This is a genomic window from Methanohalophilus halophilus, assembly GCF_001889405.1.
GTDB lineage: Archaea > Halobacteriota > Methanosarcinia > Methanosarcinales > Methanosarcinaceae > Methanohalophilus > Methanohalophilus halophilus.
The window spans coordinates 164853-186271 of sequence record NZ_CP017921.1; the positions used below are offsets into that span (position 1 = coordinate 164853).

At 44.7% G+C, this 21419-nt stretch carries 22 protein-coding genes and 1 pseudogene; 6 read left to right on the forward strand and 17 right to left on the reverse strand.

Translation table 11 applies throughout. The annotated features are described in order from the left end of the window. Window positions 1-493: 493 nt before the first annotated feature. From BHR79_RS00835 to mtaA, 4 genes are all read right to left on the reverse strand, one after another. A complete protein-coding gene (locus BHR79_RS00835) occupies window positions 494-1828 on the reverse strand; it encodes an amidohydrolase family protein (RefSeq protein ID WP_072560369.1) in 1335 nt (444 codons plus the stop codon). Window positions 1829-1843: 15 nt separating this feature from the next. Beyond that, window positions 1844-2491, reverse strand: a complete 648-nt coding sequence (locus BHR79_RS00840; protein ID WP_083432975.1) for an HD domain-containing protein — start codon at window positions 2489-2491, stop codon at window positions 1844-1846. Beyond that, the gene (locus tag BHR79_RS00845) at window positions 2488-3231 is read right to left on the reverse strand and encodes a 4-phosphopantoate--beta-alanine ligase (protein WP_072560370.1); all 744 of its coding nucleotides are present in this window, start codon (window positions 3229-3231) and stop codon (window positions 2488-2490) included. Before BHR79_RS00845 ends, BHR79_RS00840 begins: the two co-directional genes overlap by 4 nt. Before the next feature lie 83 nt (window positions 3232-3314). Further along, complete coding sequence (gene mtaA / locus BHR79_RS00850) at window positions 3315-4355, reverse strand: methylcobamide:CoM methyltransferase MtaA (RefSeq protein WP_072560372.1); 1041 nt, start codon at window positions 4353-4355, stop codon at window positions 3315-3317. A gap of 199 nt (window positions 4356-4554) precedes the next feature. On the opposite strand from mtaA, the gene BHR79_RS00855 reads away from it, so the two are divergent. After that, complete coding sequence (locus BHR79_RS00855; RefSeq protein WP_072560374.1) at window positions 4555-5406, forward strand: DMT family transporter; 852 nt, start codon at window positions 4555-4557, stop codon at window positions 5404-5406. A 26-nt stretch (window positions 5407-5432) separates the two neighbouring features. On the opposite strand, the gene BHR79_RS00860 is transcribed toward BHR79_RS00855, so the two are convergent. Continuing rightward, on the reverse strand, window positions 5433-6308 hold the full coding sequence (locus BHR79_RS00860; RefSeq protein ID WP_072560376.1) for a pantoate kinase: 876 nt from the start codon (window positions 6306-6308) through the stop codon (window positions 5433-5435). An 8-nt stretch (window positions 6309-6316) separates the two neighbouring features. After that, the gene (gene coaBC / locus BHR79_RS00865) at window positions 6317-7525 is read right to left on the reverse strand and encodes a bifunctional phosphopantothenoylcysteine decarboxylase/phosphopantothenate--cysteine ligase CoaBC (RefSeq protein WP_072560378.1); all 1209 of its coding nucleotides are present in this window, start codon (window positions 7523-7525) and stop codon (window positions 6317-6319) included. A gap of 119 nt (window positions 7526-7644) precedes the next feature. On the opposite strand from coaBC, the gene BHR79_RS00870 reads away from it, so the two are divergent. Further along, complete coding sequence (locus BHR79_RS00870) at window positions 7645-8202, forward strand: DUF7109 family protein (protein WP_072560379.1); 558 nt, start codon at window positions 7645-7647, stop codon at window positions 8200-8202. Window positions 8203-8236: 34 nt separating this feature from the next. After that, a complete protein-coding gene (locus BHR79_RS00875) occupies window positions 8237-9028 on the forward strand; it encodes a 23S rRNA (uridine(2552)-2'-O)-methyltransferase (RefSeq protein ID WP_072560381.1) in 792 nt (263 codons plus the stop codon). 3 nt (window positions 9029-9031) lie between these two features. On the opposite strand, the gene BHR79_RS00880 is transcribed toward BHR79_RS00875, so the two are convergent. After that, window positions 9032-9334, reverse strand: coding sequence for a DUF211 domain-containing protein (locus BHR79_RS00880; protein ID WP_072359243.1), 303 nt, complete (start codon window positions 9332-9334; stop codon window positions 9032-9034). A 133-nt stretch (window positions 9335-9467) separates the two neighbouring features. Between BHR79_RS00880 and BHR79_RS00885 the strand changes: the two genes are divergently transcribed. Both BHR79_RS00885 and BHR79_RS00890 read left to right on the forward strand, forming a co-directional pair. Beyond that, window positions 9468-10103: a histidinol phosphate phosphatase domain-containing protein gene (locus tag BHR79_RS00885; protein ID WP_072560383.1), complete on the forward strand. Its 636-nt coding sequence runs from the start codon at window positions 9468-9470 to the stop codon at window positions 10101-10103. A gap of 23 nt (window positions 10104-10126) precedes the next feature. Next, on the forward strand, window positions 10127-10717 hold the full coding sequence (locus tag BHR79_RS00890) for a cyclase family protein (protein ID WP_268766004.1): 591 nt from the start codon (window positions 10127-10129) through the stop codon (window positions 10715-10717). On the opposite strand, the gene BHR79_RS00895 is transcribed toward BHR79_RS00890, so the two are convergent. From BHR79_RS00895 to BHR79_RS00905, 3 genes are all read right to left on the reverse strand, one after another. Then, the gene (locus BHR79_RS00895) at window positions 10712-11266 is read right to left on the reverse strand and encodes an XTP/dITP diphosphatase (protein WP_072560387.1); all 555 of its coding nucleotides are present in this window, start codon (window positions 11264-11266) and stop codon (window positions 10712-10714) included. The two genes, BHR79_RS00890 and BHR79_RS00895, sit on opposite strands and share 6 nt — an antisense overlap. Window positions 11267-11337: 71 nt before the next feature. After that, window positions 11338-11928: a Kae1-associated kinase Bud32 gene (locus BHR79_RS00900; RefSeq protein WP_234970461.1), complete on the reverse strand. Its 591-nt coding sequence runs from the start codon at window positions 11926-11928 to the stop codon at window positions 11338-11340. Continuing rightward, complete coding sequence (locus BHR79_RS00905) at window positions 11913-12905, reverse strand: bifunctional N(6)-L-threonylcarbamoyladenine synthase/serine/threonine protein kinase (protein ID WP_072560388.1); 993 nt, start codon at window positions 12903-12905, stop codon at window positions 11913-11915. Before BHR79_RS00905 ends, BHR79_RS00900 begins: the two co-directional genes overlap by 16 nt. A gap of 101 nt (window positions 12906-13006) precedes the next feature. On the opposite strand from BHR79_RS00905, the gene BHR79_RS00910 reads away from it, so the two are divergent. Beyond that, on the forward strand, window positions 13007-13255 hold the full coding sequence (locus BHR79_RS00910; protein WP_143743590.1) for a hypothetical protein: 249 nt from the start codon (window positions 13007-13009) through the stop codon (window positions 13253-13255). A gap of 5 nt (window positions 13256-13260) precedes the next feature. Here BHR79_RS00910 and BHR79_RS00915 read toward each other — a convergent pair whose 3' ends face one another. From BHR79_RS00915 to mtbB, 7 genes and pseudogenes are all read right to left on the reverse strand, one after another. Continuing rightward, a complete protein-coding gene (locus BHR79_RS00915) occupies window positions 13261-14364 on the reverse strand; it encodes a DNA topoisomerase IV subunit A (protein ID WP_072560390.1) in 1104 nt (367 codons plus the stop codon). Beyond that, window positions 14364-16217 (reverse strand): DNA topoisomerase VI subunit B, encoded by a 1854-nt coding sequence (locus tag BHR79_RS00920; protein WP_072560391.1) that lies wholly within the window; start codon window positions 16215-16217, stop codon window positions 14364-14366. Before BHR79_RS00920 ends, BHR79_RS00915 begins: the two co-directional genes overlap by 1 nt. Window positions 16218-16306: 89 nt before the next feature. Continuing rightward, window positions 16307-16750 (reverse strand): nucleoside deaminase, encoded by a 444-nt coding sequence (locus BHR79_RS00925; RefSeq protein ID WP_072560392.1) that lies wholly within the window; start codon window positions 16748-16750, stop codon window positions 16307-16309. Window position 16751: 1 nt separating this feature from the next. Continuing rightward, window positions 16752-17978 (reverse strand): peptidase U32 family protein, encoded by a 1227-nt coding sequence (locus BHR79_RS00930; RefSeq protein WP_072560393.1) that lies wholly within the window; start codon window positions 17976-17978, stop codon window positions 16752-16754. Between the two features lie 45 nt (window positions 17979-18023). Continuing rightward, window positions 18024-18203: a hypothetical protein gene (locus tag BHR79_RS00935; protein WP_072560394.1), complete on the reverse strand. Its 180-nt coding sequence runs from the start codon at window positions 18201-18203 to the stop codon at window positions 18024-18026. Window positions 18204-18408: 205 nt separating this feature from the next. Then, the gene (locus BHR79_RS00940; protein ID WP_072560395.1) at window positions 18409-19926 is read right to left on the reverse strand and encodes an APC family permease; all 1518 of its coding nucleotides are present in this window, start codon (window positions 19924-19926) and stop codon (window positions 18409-18411) included. Window positions 19927-20004: 78 nt separating this feature from the next. Further along, a pseudogene (gene mtbB / locus BHR79_RS00945) lies at window positions 20005-21408 on the reverse strand ([dimethylamine--corrinoid protein] Co-methyltransferase). Between the last annotated feature and the right edge of the window lie 11 nt (window positions 21409-21419).

The window sequence follows — 21419 nt, forward strand, 5'->3', positions numbered from 1 at the left end:
CCGATTGAACGGATACGTTAAAGGTCCGATTGAACGGATACGTTAAAGGTCCGATTGAACGGATACGTTAAAGGTCCGATTGAACGGATACGTTAAAGGCCCGGATGAACGGACATACATTTCGATTTGAATTCGCAATCAAATGTCAAGAATGGATAATTCCAAACTCTAACATCCCTATAGCATAATATAGTGGGAAGTTCTGGAATCAATGAAAATCATTGTTTCCCACGAACATAATAATTCCACCATAATTGTAATCGTTACTGATTGACATCACCTACTACGCCATACTATATATGTGTTTTCAAATTGAAGGTTTTTAAATTATTTTTGCAGTATATAAGAAAGCAAATATATATTTCACTTCAAAAATAATAAATAGAATCTATTTTTGTGTATTTATGGACAGATATTGCGAGTGGATACTGAAAGAGAGTTACATGGTTGTGGTTTCAGGCAGTCAATATTAAAACCAATATTGTAGATGAAATTATTGATCAGCTGAAGGATCATTCAAACCCAGAACATCAATCAGGTGTTGACTGTCAGTTTTTTTTGCAGCTTTAGAAGCTTCAACCATAATTTCATATTCATCCATACATAGAACCTGACCATTTTCCATGAGCACTTTTCCGTCCACCAACACTGTTGTGACATCACTACCACGAGCCGAATAGACAAGATGAGAATCAACATCATACAATGGCGTGAGATGCGGACGTTTCATATCCACAACAATTAAGTCGCCATAGTAGCCCTCCTTGATCATACCGGCCTCTATTCCAAGTGCCTTTGCCCCGTTTACAGTGGCCATCTCAAGTACTTTCCGGGCATCAATGACAGTTAAGTCCATACTGTTTACCTTATGGAGCAAAGCAGCCGTTTTCATTACCCCGAACATATCAAGATTATTGTTTGAAGCACATCCATCGGTACTCAGAGACACATTCACACCCTTTTCAAGCAGTTGTGGCACCGGTGCTATACCTGCTGCCGTTTTCATATTACTCACAGGATCATGGCTCACATGAACCCCGGTTTCAGCCAAAATATCCATATCACCCTCTGAAAGCCAGATACAATGAGCAGCAAGTACATCACTGTCAAAAAAACCAATGTCATGAAGCATGTTAACCGAACACTTGCCATATTTCTCTTTCATCTGGTTAAGTTCAGCTTCGGTTTCAAGAACATGGATGTGAACTTTTACATCATCCTTGCGAGCCTGCTCACGCACATCCTGCAGGAATTGCTGAGAGCAAGTATGAGGGGCATGAGGGCCATACATGACAGATATGCGCCCATTGGCTGCACCATTGAAATCCTTTACAAAATTCCTGCCTTTTAAAAGGGAAGATTCTGCCCTTTCTGGATCTCCAAAATCAATCATACCATAGGAAAGGGCTGCACGCATACCACAATCCTCAACTGCACGGGCAGCTGCCTGCTCATGAATATACATGTCAGCAAAGGTGGTTGTTCCTGATTTTATCATCTCCAGACATGCCAGCCTAACCCCTGCATAGATTTCTTCCGGACCCAATTTTGCTTCCACGGGCCAGATATAATCCTCAAGCCATTCTGCAAGGGGCAGATCATCGGCATAACCCCTTAAAAGTGTCATACCTGCATGATTATGGGTATTTACCAGTCCGGGCATGACAACCGAACCGCTTGCATCTATTATTTTGTCTGCCTTGCCATTATAAGAAAGACCCACATAGATGATTCTGCCATTTTCAATGGCAACCTCCCCTTTTTTGAGATCCCCTGTGTCAGGATCCATAGTAAGGATGTAACCGTTCTTGATCAAAATATCAGCCATAAAACCCCTCCAATATCAATAAACTTCCTTTTTGAGCTGTTCAAGGAAAGTTTCCATTATTCTCAGCCTATCTGTTGCAATATCCCTGGAAGTACGTGTGTTCAGACGATCCATGATCTTAAAAGGCTTCCTTTCCATATATTCTTCAAAACCTTCAAAAGGGTTTTGTGCATAGGCATTCATGGAACTTTCCTTCACAATACCATTGGCATGTTTTAAGCCTCGCAAAGCCCCCATTGAAACCAGTGACCTGAAAATACCTACCGCACCAAGGGCATCAATCCTATCCGCATCCTGTAAAATTTGCCCTTCGATTGATTCGGGAACCATACCCCGGCTGAATCTGTGAGTACGTATGCAGGATACAACATGTTCAATGGTTTTTTCATCAACTCCTTTATCAGCCAGAAAAGAATCTGCGATATCAGCACCATACAGTGCATGATCACCGCCTTCCTCATGTTCGCGAGCAACACCCACATCATGCAACAGGGCAGCAAGCCTCAATACATCAGGATTTCCCCCTTCCTTTTCCCCTATATACATGCAAATGGATTCGACCCTCTCCACGTGACCCATATCGTGACTACTGGGTTCATCGGAGAGTACACCTGACACGTAATTTCTTGTTATTTCAATAATGTCCAGAATGATCACCTTCACTGATTCTTAAGATTCTCCATAAGTTCTCCAACAGCTTCGCTGAGAAAGGTAGAGTTATCAAAATGATCTGCAATTTCCTCAAGCTCTTCCTGACTATATTTCTCAAACTGCTGTGAATAACTGATCATATTTGCCATCGCACGGCTCACATTGTCCACAATCGTAAGAGTGGCTGTCTTTGATGTGCGCGAGAAGGGATTCAAATCGATTGCAATAACAGTTTTACCCATCTCCACCAATTTCTGGCATCTATCCCCGTCCTCCAGGGGAACAAGAACCACATCTGCACTGTAGATTCCTTCCTGGTCCACAATAGCCCGGGCATGTTCAAGATCAAGCCTGCCATCCCCTCGTGCCCCAAGCACACGGGTCGCACCAAAGGATTCCAGATGAGAGATGATACGAGATACTCTCTCCTCAGTACGGTGAAAAAGATTGACTTCAAGAGATGCTCCTGTGACAGATGCAAGTTCAACCATTTTTTCAGGGACAAGGGCAGATGTATTGCCGTTTACCGAAATGACCGGCCTATCTGCCAGAAGAAGCAATGCAGAAGTTATCTTTTCTGCAAGTAAGGCCGAAGGGACAGTCCTTTCACCAAGCAGATAGTCAAAACATTCACCTCTGCCCTGAGCCACAAGACCCTGCATACTAGTAATACCTTTATTCACACCTTCAACAATATTTTCCCTTGCAATCAGGGAATGATAACGAGGATGTGTTTTTGGAATCCCGGTCAAATTTTTACACCTCAATAATCAGAACATACATAAATAGCTCAATAAATCGTTGTTTCAAAAGAAAAACAGGTATTTGTACCTTCTTATAACTCAGGATTTAAACCCTTATAGTACTCGTCCCTTGCTTCCACAAAAGCCTTCAGGTTTTCAAGCGAAGTATATGGAGCAAGTCCACAACCAGGGGCAAGAATATCCACACCGTCTTCAATACACATCTTAGCCTGTCTTTTAACTTCTTCTGCAGGACTCGAAAGGAGGATATCTACAGGCGAAACGTTGCCTATCAAACAAGCCCTGTCCCCAATTATCCTTTTGGCATATTTGGCATCCACTTTTTCTTCAATGCTCAACCCCTCAAATCCAGAACGTGCCATAGGTTCGAGGATTGCGGTGGCATCCCCGCATATGTGCAAAATCATTGGTCCATCAGTGCCGGAACAGATTTTGTCATATTCCGGAAGAACCAGAGATTCAAAATATTCAGGAGGTAACAGGTCCGGCCCTGCTTCGGAATCAGGTATACAGATTGCATCCACACCCCTTTCGAAAAGGGCATTGGAATATTCAACACATACTTCTACACCCATACCGAGCAGTTCACGCATAGTTTCCGGCTCAGTAAGGGACCACATAAGGTAATTCTTTGCACCCACAAGAGAAATTGCAATTGCAGCAGGACCAAGCATCCCTGCAACAACAGGAATATCTTCCCCAACCCTTTCCCGGACAATTTCCGTGGCATCCAGTATAGTGGATATACGTTCACTTTCCAGGAAATTATCCGGGAGATTGAACTTCCCGACATCCTCCTTATTGCTACATGGATTGTCAAGAACAGATGGCTGTGAATCAAAAGTTCCTTCCTTTATCGTGCACCCCAGAGTCTGGGCTATAGCCGTACCGTCAAAAGGATAACGTACGGCTTCCATGCCAGCGACCTCATACCCGCCTATAGCCAGTGTAGCCATTTTTTCAGCATCATAATGTGTCTCTGGCCAATAGCTGCCCGTGGCTTCCATCAGTTCAATTGTTCCTGTCTGGGTTACCGAACAGACCGGTACCTTGTCAACATCTTTTCCTGCAAGGGAATCCAAAAATCTTTGTTTAAGTGTGATGCCTGTCATTAAATGCCTCCGGATAAAAATATCAAATTGCAATCCTGCAAGGAAATCCAGATATGAGGTTCAGACGTGGTTATCTGCAGCTAATTTTATGAAATAATCTCACCTGAAGACTACTTCAATCTATCGACTAAAGCACAGATTTAACATCAAATACACCAATCAGCCAATGAGAATCACAAAATGAACCGGAGAATCCAAAATGATCCCTGTTGAGCTTATGGCAATCTTTTTTGGCCTTGCATCTGCCGTTTCCTGGGGAGCGGGTGATTTTACCGGCGGCTGTGCTTCAAGACGCACTAACGTATATTCAGTAGTTTTGGTAACCCAGATTGTAGGAGTTATACTTTTTCCAATACTCGCATTTGTTTTCTCAGAAAACCTGCCCCCATTAAGTAAATTGTTATGGGGATGTCTTGCAGGTTTTTTTGGAACATCCGGATTGTTAGCCCTTTATCAGGGATTGGTTGAAGGAAAAATGGGTATAGTTGCCCCGGTGGCTGCAGTTATATCGGCAATTGTCCCGGTAATTTACTCTGCGTTTTATGAAGGATTTCCGGAAATCCTGCGAATTGCAGGATTCATTTTTGCTTTTATAGCAGTGTGGCTTATTGTCAGTATGGATAATGGGCCAAAAATCAAAATAAATGACCTGAAGTATCCTTTTCTAGCGGGAATGGGCTTTGGACTCTTTTTTATATCCATAGATAATTTCAGTGAAACTGCCATATTCTGGCCACTGGCCTTTGCCAGAGGAACAGCCCTATTGATGTTTGTGGGTTTTGTCACACTAACAGGATCAGTGAAAGTGAAGCCCTCTTCCATTGACGTACTGCCCGTAATTGTTCTTGCAGGACTTTTCAATACCGGAGGAGGTACGTTCTTTACACTGGCTTCAGAAGCAGGCAGACTGGATATTACCACAATTCTATCCTCATTAAGCCCGGGAGTCACGGTACTGCTTGCATATTTTATACTAAAAGAAAAACTTGCCCCCAGACAGTGGTTAGGGGTGGGATGCGCCCTTTTTGCAATAATTCTTATGTCAATATGAAAGAGAAGATAGGTTTTGCAGAGATGTCAATCAGTACCTGCAACCGTGCTGCTAAATACCGTTCCGAATTCACTCATCACTTCCCTGAGGACAGTATCAGTACACTCCGGGCCAGCAATCGCAAAAACCGCATCCCCAAGCATAGCCTGTGAAGCAAATCCACCGACATTTTCCACAGCCTCTATAATGTCTTTTGTCCCCTTGCTCAAAAGGCCCAGTTCAAAACTAAAGCTGCGGGACTGAAGCATAAACTCTTCAATGGTCGGATTCAGTAGCAAGTTTTTCATTGCGGTTTTGCCTGCAATATTGATCTTTCCAGTCACAGAGGAATCGGAAAGGGTCTTTTTTGTAGACAACTTACCCAGAGCCACGCAGTGTACACTAAAAGAGGGAGAAACGATGCGATCCAGCAGGCCCCCTTTTGTTACCGGAGCAGGTCTTTTCCTGATAACTATGCCACCGTGTGCCTGGGCTTCCACATCACCCAGTCCACCTCCTCCTACAACTTCGGCAACATGGGCGGCTTCCACGAGTTCATTTTGAGTCAGGCCCAAGGAGAAAAGATCATTTAAGCAATAGGAAGTTGCCATTGCCCCTGCACCGGAAGCACCAAAACCACAGCCTACAGGAATATCAGCATGGGATTCTATCCTTACAGGTTCACAGGAGAGAGAGGCGACCAGATGGGAAGTTACTGGTGCTTGCTTCTTTGAACCATTCAGGAAAATTTCTGTCTCTGTAATATCGGGGCTTGAACATACTTTTACAGTGACACCCCTGTTAAGGACTAGGCCGCAACCTGTGGTGCCCTTTAAAGATGGATAATCGTTTTCATGGATTGTAAAAAAACCTGTGATATGGCCCGGAGCAAAGCATGTTACAAATTTTTGTTTTGTATCCATAGAAACCCTCACAACAGGATTTGCTCAAGCCGGTCCATTATAATAGATGCAAGATAACGTTTGGAACCACTATAATGAGATGGTGAAGGCCCCTCCTGCAGGATATATACGGAATTGTCAGATGTACCCATTCCGCCTGCCCCCACATCATTGGCAACAACCATGTCAAGCCCGTATTCCTCAAGCATACGGGTCGCACTTCCCACAAGCTCTTTTTCACCAACACCGGTTTCGGCTTTAAATCCCACAATAACTATTCCGGGATGCTTGCCCCTCACCTGTGGCAAAATTTTTTCAGTAGGATGCATCTCTAGAACAAGCTTTGCACCTGATTTGATTTTGGAACCCGAGGATTCAGGTGTATAATCCGAAATCGCAGCCGAACTTATGAATACATCGCATTCCCTGTCTATTTCTTCCATGCACCTATCCAGCATACTGGCTGCACTTTCTGCATAAACCTCATTTATACCATCCACATTCATTTCATTCCTGTGGATTATTGTAACATCCCCGCCCCGCCGGAAAGCCTCCTTTGCCAATTCCTGACCTGTTTTGCCGGAAGCCCGGTTTGTGAGTATACGTATAGGATCAATGATTTCAGCAGTTGCACCGGATGTCAGCACTATTTTCTTGCCTGCAAGTTTTTTTCCCATAAGTTCCCTTTCAACTGCCAGGACAATATCATCATTGGGAGATATCTTGGCAATCCCTTCCTCTACACGGGGGCCAACCAAACTGATACCATAACTCTCAAGTTTTTCGAGATTGGAATTCACTGCAGGATGATCATGCATGGATTGATGCATTGCAGGTACAATTATTGTGGGCATCCCGCTACCAATAGCGGTGGTTGCAAAAGTCGTTACAGGTGTATCATCAATTCCCATTGCGATTTTGCTTATCGTATTCGCAGTTGCCGGCGCTATCAATAAAAGGTCTGCCATACCCTGTATCCCGCACATCCCCACATGCTCCACCCCCCCGGTTATATCCGTAATCACTTCATGACCGGTAGCATAATGTAATGCATCAGGATGGAGAATACGCGTGGCCGCTTCACTCATGACAGCATAGACATTTGCACCGTTGCGTATTAATTCACGTGCCAGTTCCACAACCCTTACAGCTGCAATACTACCAGTAACTGCCAGCACAACGGTCTTACCCTCAAGGGATTTACTTTTAGTTCCTTTGATCCATAGTGTAGAATGCATGATTTTTCGCCTGTGTTATGGAAGAGTGTAAGCCTCTAATTATTTAAAAATAGTCGGATAAACACATTGAGTTTCGCGGGCATGACATTATTAAGCCATAAAATGATACAGAAATAATCATGATTTCAATCGAAGAACTTTCCGGGATAATTGATGTACTGGGAGCAGCCACCGTACATGAGATTACCTGCACTGCCCAGGAAATTACCTATGCAAGGGATGATGAACCTCCTACAGAAGAAGATATACTCAAGATGTGCGAAAAGGCCTGTTCCAGACATTTTCTGGAAAACGTAACCTGTGAAGAAATAATAGGGATGGAAAACACAGAGGAGACAGAATATTTTATTCTGGGACCAGACGCGTTTCCTGAATATCCACAGGAATTGAGTGATGCACTTGATATGCTAGGGTTAGAAAAAAGAGAACTGGACATGGGAAAAGTAGCAGCACGTTTTAAAAGAAGATTGAAGATGCGGACCACACATCTGGAGAACATGATCAATGAAGTTCAGACCCCTGCAGAACCTGAATACATACAGGATCTGGAGCAAAAATACATGGACCTTGTAAATATTTACTATGATTTTGATACATGGGTCCCTGATGCACTCACCGAGATAGAAGAAAATATATTCTCATTGAGTGCGCGGATAGAGGAACTTAAAGAGGCATAACCTTTTATACTTACATAATGAAGGAAGCAATCCAATGGCAAGGCATAGAAGAGATAGATATTACTGGCGTGCAAAAGCCGAAGGTTATCGCTCAAGAGCAGCGTACAAACTCCAGCAGATTAATAAGAAATTTAACGTAATCAGGGAAGACAGTGATGTCGTAGATCTCGGAGCCGCTCCCGGTGGGTGGCTTGAAGTCGCAAGAGAGTTGACAAAAAGGAAAGTTGTCGGTGTAGACATATTGCGTATCAAGCCAATGGACAGAATAACCATCATACGCGGTGATATAACCCGGGAAGAGACTGCAAATCAGATCAAGGAAGCAGTAGGAGAAGAAGGAGCTGATACTGTTATATGTGACGCTGCACCCAATCTTTCAGGAAACTGGAACCTGGATCATGCACGTTCCATCGCTTTGGCCGAATCAGCACTTGAATGTGCAACTCGTATCCTTAAACCCCAGGGAAATTTTGTTGTAAAAGTATTCCAGGGAGATATGTTCAAGGAATACCTGGATAGAGTAAGAGGCGAATTTACCTATGTCCGGGCCCATTCTCCAGAGGCTTCAAGGTCAGAAAGTGCCGAAATATACGTCGTAGGCAAAAAATTCCTTACCGCGCCAATCAGAAAAGGGGAGGAATACGACGTTGCCATCGAAAGAATGGGATCCGGCGGCGACGGTACTGCTTTTGTGGAAGGGTTTGTAGTATTCATCGGTGACACTGAAAAAGGAGAAAAAGTGCGCATAAAAGTAAGAGATGTAAAACCCAATTTTGCTTTTGCAGATGTTATACAGAGACTGGAAAGTCCTGAAGAAGAAAAATGAGAATCACCTGTCCTGGTGAGTCTCCACTTCTTCGATGATTTTTTTACCGGCTGCAATCTCATCTACGCTATGGACCACCGCACCCATGTTCTCTATTTCCTGGCGGATAAGTTCATAATCAAGATCCAGCCCTTCCAGGGTGATCTTTACATTTTCGGTTTTCTGATCCATTTCATAAAGACTAAGATTGACACCATCAACTCCTTCCACATCACCCAACACACCTGCAAGCTCAACTATGGAAGGATTATGTGGCTTCAGAACATCCAGAACCAACCTGCGAATCCCTGACTTATTATTCATCATTCATTATCTCCAATATGAAGAATTATTTAGATATCCATTCCATGCATATGATATAAAAATATGGACATCTATCACAGAAGATATTATCAATGCAAACAATAAATACTTTATACAAAACACAACAGGAATTATCATGATAGATCTGCATACACATACAATATTCAGCGATGGAGAACTTATTCCAAGTGAGCAGGTCCGCAGGGCAAAAACCCTCGGATATGAGGCAATCGGACTTACAGACCATGCCGATTTCACCAATGTAGAACACATCCTCAACTGTGTTACCAAAGCAAAATACCTGGAAGAGCTAATGGACATAAAGGTGCTTCCCGGAATTGAGATCACACATGTGCCCCCTGAAAAAATAGCATCCCTTGCAAAACTTGCAAGAGAACTGGGAGCCGAAATTGTGGTTGTACACGGAGAAAGTCCGGTTGAACCTGTTTTGCCCGGCACAAACCGTGCCGCTGTGGAATGTCAGGATGTGGATATCCTGGCACACCCCGGTTTTATCACCCTAGAGGAAGCCGAAATTGCAGCAGACAACAATGTATGTCTGGAAATTACAGCAAGAGGTGGACATAACAGCACCAATGGGCATGTTGCCAAAATCGCAAAACTTAGCGGTGCGACAATGGTCGTGGATACCGATTCACACCATCCTTCTGACCTGATTACAAAAAGCACTGCATTGAAAGTGGCAATGGGAGCAGGTCTTGAAAAGGATGAAGCAAAGCAGGTGCTGGAAAATTCAAGAGGCCTTATCTGAAAATGACATAGGAAATTATTGATATTACACGATCCATCGCTCCTGAAACCAGAGTTTATCCGGGAGATCCAAAAGTTACCGTTGAAAGGATTGCTTCTATAGAATCCTGCGGATACAGTGTCTCAAAACTTGAAATGGGAAGCCACACTGCCACCCATATCGATGCTCCCGCCCATATATTAGAGGGCGGGGCCACGGTGGATGAAGTGGACTTGTCCTCTCTTGTGGGCAGGGCTTATCTGATCGATCTTTCCGGGAAAAACGAAATCGGAAATGACGAAATAGAAAAAGCCTTTCCCTTCAAAGAAAAAGGCAGATGTGAAATCGTATTGCTGAAAACTGAATCATCAGACCAAAATTTTGCAAGAATACTTCCCGACACCGCAGAATGGATTGCCAAAAAAGGATACCTGACAGTTGGAATCGATTCAGAGTCGGTGGATTCCGGAGAAGAATTGGACAACCACATGATATTGCTTGGAAAAGGAATCAATATCATTGAGAACCTGGACCTTAAAAATGTTGAACCGGGTTATTATGGATTTGTCTGTCTGCCACTAAAAATAAAAGAATGTGATGGGGCACCGGCGCGGGCAATACTTCTCCAGTCATAAGTTTGAGTCAATCCATTCCACAAACTTGTCCACGGCACGTCTTCTGTGGGATACTTTATTCTTTTCCTCATCTCCCATCTCACCAAATGTCCGGCCACCATACAAAAATATAGGGTCATAGCCAAAGCCGCCTTCCCCTTTTTCTTCATAAGCGATGTTGCCTTCAACCGTACCGGTAAACGTCAGGGGTTCTTTTCCAGGCTCACAGTAGCCAATAACGGATTTAAAATAAGCACTGCGATTTTCTTCATCCTCCATCAATTTCAGGACTTTAGGATTGCCAAGATGATCCTCCACAAAGGCGGAATACGGACCAGGAAAACCATTCAGGGCATCGATGAAAAGCCCAGAATCATCAACTATCACGGGCAATCCCAGCTTTTCACAGACCCGACGAGCACCATCGGCTGCGATTGGTTCCAGGTCATCTTCCTGTAATTCAGGGTAACCATCGGTGTTCTGGAGGACCTCAATTCCCCTCTGTCCCAGGATTTCCTTTATTTCTCTGAATTTGCCACTGTTGCCGGTAACGAATATAATTTTGCGCATGATATCACACTATGAGTTGTTAATTGATTATATCTGGCTGTACAAGAACAAAAATGTATGATGAAAATTACTCAGGCGTACCTTCCCCTCGTTTCAATTTCAACAACCCTTTCCAGTACATCTTTCGCAGCTTCAAGGGTGCGATTATAACCCCTGCAGAAGGCATCTATGAGTGCCTCGTGGTTGGGATGTGAGCTTTGAAGGGTCTGGAAGAGCACATGAACATCTACACCGCGGGATTCAAGGTCCTCTGCACTGAAAGCAAGGCCGAAATCGATAAGCCACATCTTGCTTCCATCCCAGATGATATTCGAGGTTGTAAGGTCTCCGTGAATTATACCTGCAGCATGGAGCCTGCCCACAAGTTCCCCGAGTTTTTCACACAAATCTTCAGAAATGACGTGTTTCAATGGCTTACCTTCAATGTAATCCATCTCAATAGTGGAATTATAAATATCATAGATAACAGGTGTAGCCACACCGGCCCGGCGGGCTTGCGAGATCAAACGGGCCTCTGCACGGGTGCGTTCCCTGCGTATCCGCTCATCCAGTTCCCACACACGATAACGTTTAGGGATACGACTCTTGACCAGACGATTATTCCTCCGGATGACCTTTGCCTCTGCACCATCCCTGATCATTTCATTTACTCCTTCAGCCATGTCACATCCACCATGTCAGGACGGTAATTGGGATTTACATGAGAATCCTCGACCCTGATTGTATCGCCTGCCTTATACATAAGAAGACCGAGCCAGGCGATCATAGCACCATTATCCCCCATGAAACGTTTTTCAGGAACATAAAAGGATGCACCACGGTCATCACACATGATATCAAGCATCTCCCGCAGGCGCATGTTCGCACCGACACCACCACCGAGCAACACCTCATTTTTACCGGTATGTGCCAGAGCCCGTTCGGTTACCTCCACAAGCATTGCAAAAGCATTTTCCTGCAAGGAATAACAAACATCCTCCAGCGTATGTTTTTGCAGGGCATCGGTGGCTGCAGTTGAAAGCCCGGAGAAGGAGAAATCCATACCCTTCACCACATAGGGCAGGTTTACGTAGTTCACTGAGTCCTTCGCATACATCTCTATCTGCGGACCACCGGGATGAGACAGGTGGCCACTGCGGGCAAACTTATCAAGGGCATTTCCTACACCAATATCCAGGGTCTCCCCGAATACGCGATATTTACCACGCCTGTAGGCCAGTACCTGGGTATTGGCCCCACTTGCATAAAGCACCACAGGATCCTTTGCAGGTGTTTTCCACCTGCCGATCTCCACATGGGCTACGCAATGGTTCACCCCCACCAGAGGAATTTCAAGGGAAAGGGAAAGGGCCCTGGCAGCAGTTGCCACGGTCCTCAGACAGGCACCCAGACCCGGACCCTGTGAAAAAGAGATTGCATCAATATCACCGGGACTTATGTTTTTCTCTGCAATTTCGTCGAAAAGATTGGAAATTACCCAAAAAGCAAACTGGGCATGATGTTGAGCAGCTTCGCGGGGATGAATGCCCCCGGTTGCCGGTTTGTAGGTATGCGTCACCTCACAGACCACTTCATCTTCGTTAACAACAGCCGCACTCAGATTCCATGCGGTGCCCTCTATGCCAAGAACCAGCGTCACTTGCAATAACTCCTCTGCGGTAATGGGAAGTGGGGAATATTAAGTTTACTGATGCAAACTCAGGTAAGTTATATATTCAGGGAAATGCAAAAAGGGATTCCATGTCAGAAGAGAAAACCGAGCAAACAAAAACAGAGGCACAGGCATCCGTAAAAGAATGGAAGATAGGGGAAATGGGATTTTCCGACCGCTTGGCCACACCTGATGAAGGTATTAGTTATATCCCCCATAAAACAAGCGGCCTTCAGAGTGCAGCTGATATGTGGATTGACAGGGACAGGATGCTGGAAGGCCTCCAAACAAAAAAGAGTGTTGAGGACCTGCTGCAACGCACAAAATTCTTCAAATGACTATTTTAAATTATATCCATATCTGAAAGCCTGTCGGGCAGGTATGTCTTTGTGACAAAGTCCAGACCCTTGCCCGCAAAGGCCTGCTGTTCTGCCTTTTTCCCTATATCAAGCTGCAGGTTAATCTGTTCTTTCCAGTAATCGGTTTCAAACCTGGGGTCTGTAAGTTCACTGCGCAGGGCATCGACATCCTTATCAGTCAATTTATCGGTGGACAATTCATACTCCACGATATCCGAAGGCTGCACTCCGACAAACTTGGCCGCAGGAGTTGCCATGAACTCAGAAAGGTGGGCACTCTTGATGGCACCGTATGCAACTGAAGCATAGATACGATAGGACCATGGGTCACCGTCAGTAAAGACCACAACCGGGATACCCAGTTCTTCATTCATCCTTTTGATCATACGCCGGGTCGAGCGAGCAGGCTGGCCTTTGAGATGTACAAGTATAGCATCATTTAGTTCATCAAAACCATTCTCAATCAAACGGGCATACATACCACCGGTCTCAATCGCTATTATAAATTTGGCATCATGACCTATGAAATCGATATTCTCCACATTAAAAGGGATCTGATAGCCACTTTCACCTACGTCCTCCTGACAATGGATATCACGATCGCCTCTCTTGGTCTCTTCCCTAAGCTGCAGAGGACCAAAAAGTGTAGCACCGTCTTCTTCGGGGCGCATGTGGAAATATTCCCTCTGTAAACTGGAAATTATCTCAAGATCCTCAATCAGGCGATCACTTTCGGGTTGTTCCTTGAATTTGGCAATATTCCAGTTCTCTGAAATATAGTATAATTCCCTCAAAGTTGAACCACGATTATTCCCTATATGGTTATTTAAAAGAAAATCAAGCACATGAGAGGTTTTCAATAACTGGAATGCGCCTTTGACGGTCTTGGCACTCCTTTCACTCTCCCGGCCACCATACACCCATACATCACTGTTTTCATTAAACTCAATATTGTTCTTGGTTCTGCTGGGCATATTCACATAAGGGATCTTTCCATCCACAAAATGCGAATACAACTCCGATGCAAGACCCGTCAACCTTTGCTCTGCAAGCCTGTCATGCTCCTTACGGTGTTCATTCTTAGCCATTATACAACCCCTTTTATCGCTCTGGCACCTGTAACAATCTCTTCCTCAACCCCTTCTACAATAGGAGGTTCTTTTATAGAATCCAAATCCGATGGGTCAGGTAACTGGTAATTCACGGCAAAAGCCTCACCTGGCTTGAGAACAATTTTCCATATGTAATCATAATCATTGCCCATACTGACCACTTTGGGTGCTGGGGTTGCCTCGACCTGGAAAGGCAATATCTCATGTAATTTGAATTCTACTTTCTTACTCCCAAAATTCTTTGTCCTGAGGGATACACTGGCATTACCATCATCTAATTGCCTGTCAACAAGCAGGTTGCCCATCACCCTGGCAACAACAGGATTGATATCCGGTACTTCCCTATCAAGCGTTTCTGCCAGTTTTTCAGCCATCCTGGGCAATACCTTGTTAATAATAACTTCCTTTTCCTTGCGTTTTTTAAGGGAACCTTTCTTTTTAAGAAAGCGGTTTAGTTTCCTTCCCACTTCTTTGAGAGCCAGTTCCACCTCATCCTGAATCTCAGGGATATCCGCAATAGCGTCCTTGGATTCAGATGTAAAAGGTACATTTGTGGAGGCCACATGTATAAGCAATACCAAAGGACCAATAGGCAGCCCTCCGCCCGGCTGGTTAATGCCGTATTGTTTCCATTTGATACCTTCCACACCATGTGTGGTCACACAGCCGCCCTGCTGATAAAGAAGAGGGACCCTGTTGGCAAACCGCATTATATTGACCCTGTCATCCTTTTGCAGATTGCCGCCATATGCAATTCCAACTTCCACGACAAAGGGATTACCGGAATATACGGAGGGAGTACGCGTGGTAGTTGCAATAAAATCTACTTTGAATTCTTTCTCCAGACCTTTATAGATCAATTCTTCACCTATTGGGGACAGACAATCTGTCGGAGGGGACATGATTTTTACTTTCTGGAAGGCATCAAGAAGGCGTTTGGCATCTTCCCTTTCAATGGTGTGCGGGTCCATATCCACATCAAGTCCACTGGCACTACAGATTTCTTCTGCTGTGAGCAAACCTATCTTGGAAAAAGAATATCTCAGAAAGGGAGCAAGTCTTTGCCTTCCAGTATAACGCAGCATTTTCATAAGAGTACCCAGCTCGATACCATGAGGATGCGGCAAAATCTCGCTTGCAGGTTCGGGTATCTTATCAGTGGCCCTGTCAAATATTCTCTCATCACCTTCTGGATCAATGAGTTTTAGGCGGGCATGGGGGTTTACAATGGCTGTGGCTTTGAGATATTCCTCTACCGATTGGCGGCGCCCCTTTACATAGGTGGCCTCCATTTCCATCTCCACCCGGGTTCCATGGGGACGATCCCATTCGGTTATTTCATCTTTCAATATCTCAGGGTCATTGGTGCGGGTATTGATCATCAGTTCATAATAGTGAGCCGGGGACTGGGAGCCTATCTTTGAAATAATCCTGGTAGCATGGCCTGCTGTAAGCTGGGAATAGAGGACCGCTGCAGAGATACCGATGCCCTGCTGTCCCCTGCTCTGCTTGAGCGCATGAAAACGAGAACCATAAAGCAGTTTGGCAAAAACCCTCGGGATCTGATCTTTCACAATACCTGGACCATTGTCCTCAATAATCACAACAACTCCGCTTTTACCCGAGCGTTTAATATGAAGCATAATATCGGGTAGTATCCCCGATTCCTCACAGGCATCCAGAGAGTTATCCACAGCTTCCTTTATCGTAGTAATAAGACTTCTGGGGGCCGAATCAAAACCCAGTATCTGTCTGTTCTTTTCAAAAAATTCGGCGACACTTATTGACTGTTGTTTTTTTGCAAGTTCTTCTGCAATTGGTGCTGGCATTGAACCTTCATCCCCTTAAAAACAAATTTCCTGCAAAATTAAGACCACAGGAGACGCTACAATATAGTCAGCATATATTTATATATTTGTTAGTATGGCTCACTTTCTCCTATATCCTCATTCCAGAGCTCAGGGTATTCCCGAATGAATTCCTTCATCAACATTTTACATTCAGATATATCCAGATCAACCACCACAACTCCTTTGCTACGCAGGAAATCCTGTGCGCCTTCAAAAGTTTCTGATTCCCCGGCAACCACTTTCTTTATGCCAAATTGCACCACGGCACCGGCACACAGGTAGCAGGGCATAAGGGTGGAATACAACACCGTATCCGCATAACTTCCAATTCTGCCCGCATCCCTCATACAGGAAATTTCCGCATGTGCTAGCGGGTCGTCTTCCTGGACCCTGAGATTATGCCCCCTTCCAATAACTTTTCCATTCCTTACAAGGACAGAGCCTATGGGGATACCACCGCTATCGCGACCAGCCATAGCTTCATTTATCGCTTCTTTCATGAATTGATCCATTTCACTCACTCCCGGATGTGCCAGGATATACTATCCTGAATACCTTATCATTGGGCCTGACCCTACCATCTACGGCAAGTCCTACATCCATACCTTTTTCAGCTGATTTAATATTATTACCTTCCACCTGCATGGAAGATACCTGCTGTTCAAGATGAGTATTCTCCCCTTCAATCAGAATAGTATCACCTATATTAAGGCCAGAATCAGTCAGCCTCACATATGCAGCACTCTGGTTTTTATAATAATTTACAACCTCACCTACAAGTTCTTTGAGGATTTGCGATGCATTCATGTCTTTTTCCACAATGAAACCTTCCCGTGAAGGGATCCCGAAATAGAAACCTGTGGAAAAACCTCTGTTATAAACAGCATAAAGCTGTTGATTCCATTCAAGTATCCTGTTGTTTTCAAATTCCCCGCTTCTGCAGGCCTCCAGAGCCTCTGAATAACATCGGGATACAGTGGAAATATACCTTGAGTCACGTAATCGTCCCTCAATCTTGAAGGCATCTATCCCGACTTCTACGAGTTGGGGAATATGTTCAATCATGCACAGGTCCCTGGCACTTAGCAAGTATTTCCCCCCCACCTGCACCTTTGACCCATCATCCGCATTGAGTGTCCATTCCCATCTACAAGGCTGGGTACATTGACCGCAGTTGCCGGATTTACCCAGAAGATATGCCGACAGGTAGCACCTACCGGAAATCGCCTGACACATAGCCCCGTGAACGAAAACCTCCAGTTCCATATCAGTATGTTGCCTGATTTGTTTTATTTGATCAAGACTTAGCTCGCGCGATAGAATAATACGACTTGCACCAAGAGAACCATAAAATTCTGCCGTCGTTGCATTGGAAACATTAGCCTGTGTGGAAATATGTATATCAAGTCCCATAGAGGATGCCTGTGATATCACAGCGGGATCCCAGGCCACGATTGCATCCACTTTTGCTCCCCTGGCGGCTTTGAGGATAGCCGATAAATCAGCAGTGTCTTCAGGATATATGACAGAATTGACAACAAGATAAGCTTTCAACCCTTTTTCTCGTACCGATTTTACAAAATCTGAAAGATTATCCACAGTGATAGCCTTTGCGCGGGAACGCAGGCTCAGCCGATCTACGGAAAAATACACAGCATCTGCATACTGTGAACATGCGTACAGGGTACCTTCATCCCTTACACCTACTACAAGTTCAGGCAGCGGGTAATTAGAATCCATGGGTAGAAAAGGTATTAGGCATGATATAGAGATTTTGTCTTTATATCAGGGAGCCCGCAGGAAATTGTTATAACCGGTTGCTACAAAAACAAGAACCATTCCCATCATTACCTTTTCCATCCGTGGAATATAAAGTTGCGAGCCGGATGTTACAAGATAAAGGCCAAGTGCAACTGTGAAACTTGTGAGAAGTAGCCCGATAATCATATCCTCAATATCTGGCATGTTTTTCGCTCTGATTCAGTTTTGGTATGAATACAAAGTGAAAACGATATGACATGTATATGTATTTTTGCAGGGAGAATTAAATAAAAAATAGTGTATAAAAATGAACAAAAAATTAAAAGAATGGGATTTTAGACAGCTAGAAAATATAGGAGTGAGCATTTCCGGTTAGGAGAAACCCGGAAATGCTTTAGACAAATCCCACTCACTTCTTTTTACTGGAGGAGATACTTGAAACAAGGCTGACAGCACTGATTGTTTCTTTTTCCTTATGTGCCTCGTTTCTAGAGTAGAACCACATTGGCAGGTAAAGTGCCAGTACTATGAATCCTACCCAGGTTGAAGTCCATCCGACTTCAAGACTGTTAAGATAGACTACACCCACAAGACAGAGAGGAATGTTAAACACACCAAAGAGCAATGCAATGTTCTTCCAGCCTGTTGGTGCCTTGAATGGCCTGTCGAGTGCGGCCATTTCCGGGTCTAATTTGGCTTTTACATAGGCAAATAGACTGATACCGTTTGCACATGTGTAACCAATGGCAGATGCTGCAAGGATTGCAGTCGGTGTACCCATGGATATCAACAGGAGGTTGAAAAGACCGATCACTACCATTGCCACAACAGGGGTACCGGAGGAATTTAGTTTACCGAAAATTTTTGGCAGATTTCCTTCAGTAGCCATCGAGTGCATTGCCCTGGCAGAACCAAGGTAAGCAGTCTGGATGATAAGCACCATTGCTGCTATCAACATGACGATTGCAACCACTGCACCGGCAGACCCAAAAGCAGCCTGTGCTACAGGAATCATTGGGGATATTGGTTGTGCAATTGTACCTTCAACACCGAGAACTCCTATTACTGCTGCCTGTACAAGTACGAAAGAGAAGAAACATACTACACCACAGACAAACAGAGCTTTTGGTACGTCAGATCCCGGATTCTTGTATTCAGGACCATAGATAGCCGCTGTTTCCCAGGCACAGGCACTCCACTGAGCCATTGCAAACAGACCAAACAGTATCAAGATATGATGAGCATCCCACGCCCAATCTGCTGGAAGCCACTGGCTTGTGATATTAGACATTACTACATCACCGGTTGCAAAGGGTGCCAGAGTAATTACAATAAGGGGCAACAGCGAAATAGCCGCAAGTATATAGCCGGCAAGTGCACCACCTTCAAGACCACGGTAATTGACCAAGATAAGTCCACCGAATATTACAATTCCCGCAACCAGAGAAAGCTGGTATTCAGTAAATGTTTCTGCAAGTATGGGGAAGAGATTGTACATATAGCCACCGACAAGAATGGCAAATATCGCAAGTACAGGATTCCATGCAAACCAGTAACTCCAGGCACTGAAACCGCCTATCAGTTTACTTTTATCAAATTTTCCCGTGTAATCTTTTGTTTTAAACACATTTTGTGCAAATCCGGGAAGACCCGATGCATGGGGAAAGGCGGTTGCAAGTTCACCATAAGCAAGGTTTTGCATAAAACCCTGGAATACAGAAAGACCCCAAACGATTATTGCAGCTGATGATACCCAAAGAGGGAAATATCCCAGAGAAGGCAGGATCAACAGCGGGACACCAAGTGCGATGGCAAGTCCCTGTTTCCAGTCAATAGTACGTTCCAGTTCACTGGCATCGCACACGACTTTACTACATTGTTCCGCATGATGCAGATCGATTCCTGCATCACCTTTTTCTTCGCTCATAAGAAACACCACGCTCCTTTTTATTGAAATGTATTATAAAGATAATAAATTAAAACCGGGAAACCCCGGCCTTTAAATTTAGCCTGTGATTTCCCTGAATTTGTCACAGCAGTTGATGTCAATATCGAGAAGTTTCTCAATATTCATCTTGGATGCGATACCCTTGGCACATCCTGGAACGGATGTAAGTACGCCAATGTCAAGGTCTTCACGGATTTCCCTCATGACATGCTCGTCACCCAGGTCAAGTGCTTCAACCCCGAGTTTCTTGGCAACATAGTCCTTGGCTTCATTTATGCGCATGTCCTTGGAGAACTGCATCCTGGCAACAAGGTCACCGGCTGCACGCATACCTGTAAGACCGGATGCCATGATGTGTGAGATTGGCATACCTATTGGGTCGCCAACTCCGATCTATATACCATCGACACCTGCAACTTCAACCATTGCCTTGCTGGCACGGGTTACTGCATCGATCGGTGGAGTCTCGAACATTGGAATACCGCCGACACCCATACCCATATCAACATGACAGGGGATGTTTGAAGCTTCAACTGCAGCTTTGGTGAAGGTGACTGAGCGGGCAAGATTCCATGCGGAAGACTTGCTGGTATTGGTGTTACAAACCGGACCGAACACGTTTGCACCAGCCTTTTCTGCAAGTGGTGCCTGTTCATGTGGCCACAGACCAGCAAGAACATTACCTTCAAACTCAAGTTCGCCGTGCATACCAAGAGTCAATTCACCGGCCATACCTGCTTCGATGTAGATGTTGGGGAATTCTTCCCTGAGTGCCTTGATAGAATAAAGGGAAGCATAAAAATCACCATCTCCGGCTGCACCGATAGTATCGAAGTTGACACCGTCACAACCTACTTTCTGAAGGTGCTGCATGATCCAGGTCATGTCACGGGTTGCATGATCACCGGCATGCTCGATGGATTCACGGGCTTCTTTGATCTTGAAAGCCTTCATGAGGTCACCAGGGTTTTCGAATGGACCATCTGGTGTATAATAGAGACCAAGGTTTGGCATTGCACCGTAGAGAAGGGGGACAGTCATGTTCTGCTGACAGACTTCCATTGCCTGCTGTTCCTGGGCAATTACTGGTTTGACAGGTTTGAAACTGTAGTCGATATGACCCAATTCCATTGTGTCAGCACCGAAACCTCTCTCGTGCATCATACAGCCAGTAAGACGGCTGGATGGGATGCCTACTCCGCTGTTACCCTGGTCACCATCGATCCTGAGAGTTCCAATGTCGTGGGTAACCGGGATTTCCATACCTGGTTCGACACTGACAAGGCGGTTGGGATTCATTATGATGTCTGCGAGTTTGTCAATTTGGTCCCCGGAAAGTTCAGGAATGTTACCAAGGTCTGCTGCATCTGCACTACCTTCCTGCAGGTCTGCAATTATCTGCTCCTTGGTCATGGAGATTCTTTCACCGTCTCCCATTCTTAAGAAATATTCATTTGCCATAAATAATCACC